The organism is Vibrio sp. 10N.261.52.A1 (genome assembly GCF_002876325.1).
Taxonomy (GTDB): domain Bacteria; phylum Pseudomonadota; class Gammaproteobacteria; order Enterobacterales; family Vibrionaceae; genus Vibrio; species Vibrio chagasii.
This window is the reverse complement of record NZ_MCYD01001269.1, coordinates 1-3,401: the sequence shown is the minus strand read 5'-3', so window position 1 is coordinate 3,401 and position 3,401 is coordinate 1. Positions and strand designations below refer to the sequence as shown.

Genomic DNA, 3,401 nt, shown 5'->3' with positions numbered 1-3,401 from the left:
AAATAAAGCTCACTCTATTAATCAATAGTGTGAGTTTTTTGTTTTCTAGGAAGGGGAGAGTTAAGTAATAGCTAGTATATATAAGCCACTTTATATGACTGCATGTGTGATTAAATTACTGATTTAAATGTATTTGTTTATGATAGATGCAATGTGGATATTGTAACGCTTAGTTGTTTTTTTGCTTTTGCTCTATTTTGTCTCATAAATAAGACTATATAAAATTCGCCAATTATTCGCTTGGTGAATGAAAGTTGTCGTGATAATTTCCCAATCACTCCGCAAATGAACAGTGTTTTATTGTTTGTTAGGAGTCGCTTGAATAATTTATTTAAACAGTATCGCAACCGTTGGAATAGTGTCGGAAACCTATTAATAGTTGATGAACGGTACTGTGGAACAAACTAAAAAGGGTATTTTCATGCTTAAATCAACATTTCTATTAGGCCTGGTTGGCTTGGTTTCACTTCCTACATTTGCTGCTGGTATTGAGGGTGGTCCATACATTGGTGCTGGCCTTGGTGTATATCAAGATTCAGACACGGACGGTGGCGCTAATTTAGATTCTGACGGCATGGGTTACAACCTTTATGGCGGTTATCAGTTCAACCGTATTGTCGGTATCGAACTAGGCTACACGGACTACGCTGATTATGAGTTATTTGGTCAAAAGAAGCTTTCACCAACGTCCCTCTCAGTAGCTGCGAATGTTGGTTACACTTTCGATAACTCAATCCGTCCATTTGTACTAGCGGGTTTAAGCTACGTAGATTTGAACTCAAGCAACAGTGCTTTCTATGGTGATGACTCCGGCGCAGGCTTCCACTTCGGTGTTGGTGTTGAATACACGCCAGTAGAGAACCTAACACTTCGTTTGATCTCACAAGCTGACGCCGTGAACGTTGAAAACTTCGCTTATATTAACGGTAATAAAGTACGTCTAAGCAGCCGAGATGTAGCATTTAGTACAGTAACACTAGGTGCTTCTTACAATTTCTAACGCATGTTGAGATCTGAAATTGTTTATAGTTGATACGAAAGCCGCTCTGATTATGAGCGGCTTTTTTGTAGCTATAACTCATGATGCGTTCATGCATAAAATTAGTTGCTTTTCGCAAGCTTATAAAAGGGAATTGTATGGGCGATTTTGGTAGATTATAGGTATTACCGACTTCCAGTGAGCAGCAATGAAGATTCTTCACACGTCCGATTGGCACCTTGGCCAAAACTTCTACAACAAAAGCCGTAAGAATGAACATGAACGTTTCTTACAATGGTTACTTGAGCAAGTTACTGAACATGACATCGATGCGATCATCGTTGCTGGTGACATTTTCGATACCAGTACGCCACCAAGTTACGCTCGTGAGATGTATAACAAGTTTGTCGTCGATTCGAACAAGATTGGCTGTCAATTGGTACTGCTAGGCGGAAACCACGATTCCGTTTCAGTTCTGAAAGAGACACAACAGCTGCTCAAATACATGGGGGCTGACGTCATCCCAAATACCAACGAAGATCATGCGACTCAGGTTGTTGAACTAAAGGGCAAAACGGGTGATGTAGAAGCGCTTGTGTGTGCTATTCCTTTTATCCGCCCACGTGATGTGCTGACCAGTCAAGCTGGTGTATCTGGCGTAGAGCGTCAAAAACAGCTTGGCGATGCAATCAAGCAGCACTACCAAAGTGTTTATGAGGCGGCAGTCGCTAAGCGTGCTACCTATGAAAACCACGAGCACATACCAATCATCGCTACGGGACACCTTACTGCAATGGGCGTGCAACAGTCAGATTCTGTACGTGATATTTACGTTGGTAACCTAGATGGCTTTGCTGCGGATGGCTTCCCAGATGCCGACTACATTGCTCTTGGTCATATTCACCGCCCACAAGTGGTGGCTAAGCGTGAATACATTCGTTATTCCGGTTCTCCAATCCCACTGAGCTTTGATGAGCTTAAATCTCAGAAGCAGGTTTGCGTGGTCGAGTTTGCTGAAGGCGAACGAACCATTTCTCAATTAGCCGTTCCAACTTTCCAACCGTTGGCCGAAATTAAAGGCGACTTGAGCGAGATAGAGTCTCAACTGAATCAATATATTGGTTTGGATGGCGAACAAAGCGTGTGGTTGTCGATAGAGGTTCAGGCTCAAGATTACCTATCTGATCTACAAGAACGTATGCGTGCATTGACTGAAGGCTTGAATGTGGAAGTACTTCAACTACGCCGTGCAAGAGAGCGTCGCAACCAAGCGTTGGAGCAAGAATCAGCAGAAACTCTGTCTGAACTTAGCCCAATGGATGTGTTTACCAAGCGTATTGCCTTAGAAGAGTTCGAAACTGAATCTGAAAAAGCCCGCTTAGAGCGAATGACGGTGAAGTTTAAGCAAGTCATGGTCGAAGTGTCTGAAATCGCTCAAGCAACAAACAAAGTAGAAGAGTAACGAGTATGAAGATTTTAAGCCTAGAATTTGAAAACCTTAACTCTTTGAAAGGGCGTTGGAAGCTCGATTTCACCCAATCACCGTTTGCAGAAAACGGCCTGTTTGCAATCACGGGCCCAACCGGTGCGGGTAAAACGACTATTCTGGATGCAATTTGTTTGGCGCTATTCCACCGCACACCTCGTTTGAAAAGCATAGCTAAAGGCAATAACGAGCTGATGACTCGCGGTACAGGTGAGTGTTTCGCTGAACTTGAATTTGAAGTGCAGGGTAAAACTTACCGTTCCAACTTCCACCAAAAGCGAGCTCACGGCAAGCACGATGGCGCACTGCAGACGCCAACATGTGAATTTGCAGATGCAGACACTGATAAAGTCTTAGAAACCATGCTGACCAAGAAGACCAAGTTGGTTGAGCAGGTGACTGGTTTGGACTTCTCACGCTTTACTAAGTCGATCATGCTTTCTCAAGGCGAATTTGCTGCCTTCTTAAATGCTAACGCGAATGATCGTGCCGAATTGTTGGAAGAACTTACTGGTACTGAAGTTTATAGCCTGATTTCAGAACGTATTTACGATCACTTCAAGTCGAGTGAAGAGTCGCTCAATCACCTGAAAGCAAAAGCTGAGGGTGTGAGTTTACTGTCTGATGAGCAAATTCAAGAGCTGACAACAGAGCGTGAGACGTTAGAAGCTGAACAGAAACGTTTAGCAGAACAATTAAAAGAGTGGCAAGCTCACCTTAGCTGGTGGAAAGACGTCACCAAAGCGCAGCATACTATTGCGACCAGTGAACAGGATTTAAAAACAGCGCAAGGTGATTTAGAGCAAAACCAATCATCCTTAGTTCGTTTGGCAAACAACGAACCTGCTGAGAAATTGCGACCGTTGCACAAAGACCTAAAACGCTGCGAGCATGAGCTCAATCTTACGCAGATTAACCTAGATAACAGTACCAAGC

General features: G+C 43.3%; 3 protein-coding genes. All 3 read left to right on the top strand.

Annotated features, from left to right (window positions below; genetic code table 11):
• The first annotated feature begins 421 nt into the window (after positions 1-421).
• Positions 422-1,000, top strand: coding sequence for a porin family protein (locus BCT81_RS26700; RefSeq protein WP_061031893.1), 579 nt, complete (start codon positions 422-424; stop codon positions 998-1,000).
• 187 nt (positions 1,001-1,187) lie between these two features.
• Positions 1,188-2,441: an exonuclease subunit SbcD gene (gene sbcD / locus BCT81_RS26695; RefSeq protein ID WP_102426420.1), complete on the top strand. Its 1,254-nt coding sequence runs from the start codon at positions 1,188-1,190 to the stop codon at positions 2,439-2,441.
• A 5-nt stretch (positions 2,442-2,446) separates the two neighbouring features.
• The coding region (locus BCT81_RS26690) for an AAA family ATPase (RefSeq protein ID WP_157938895.1) at positions 2,447-3,401 on the top strand (955 nt) is incomplete at its 3' end.

What these genes read in the sequence shown, in the direction of transcription:
- sbcD (WP_102426420.1), top strand. Translation starts at nt 1,188, where the DNA reads ATGAAGATTCTTCACACGTCCGATTGGCACCTTGGCCAAAACTTCTAC.
- BCT81_RS26700 (WP_061031893.1), top strand. Translation starts at nt 422, where the DNA reads ATGCTTAAATCAACATTTCTATTAGGCCTGGTTGGCTTGGTTTCACTT.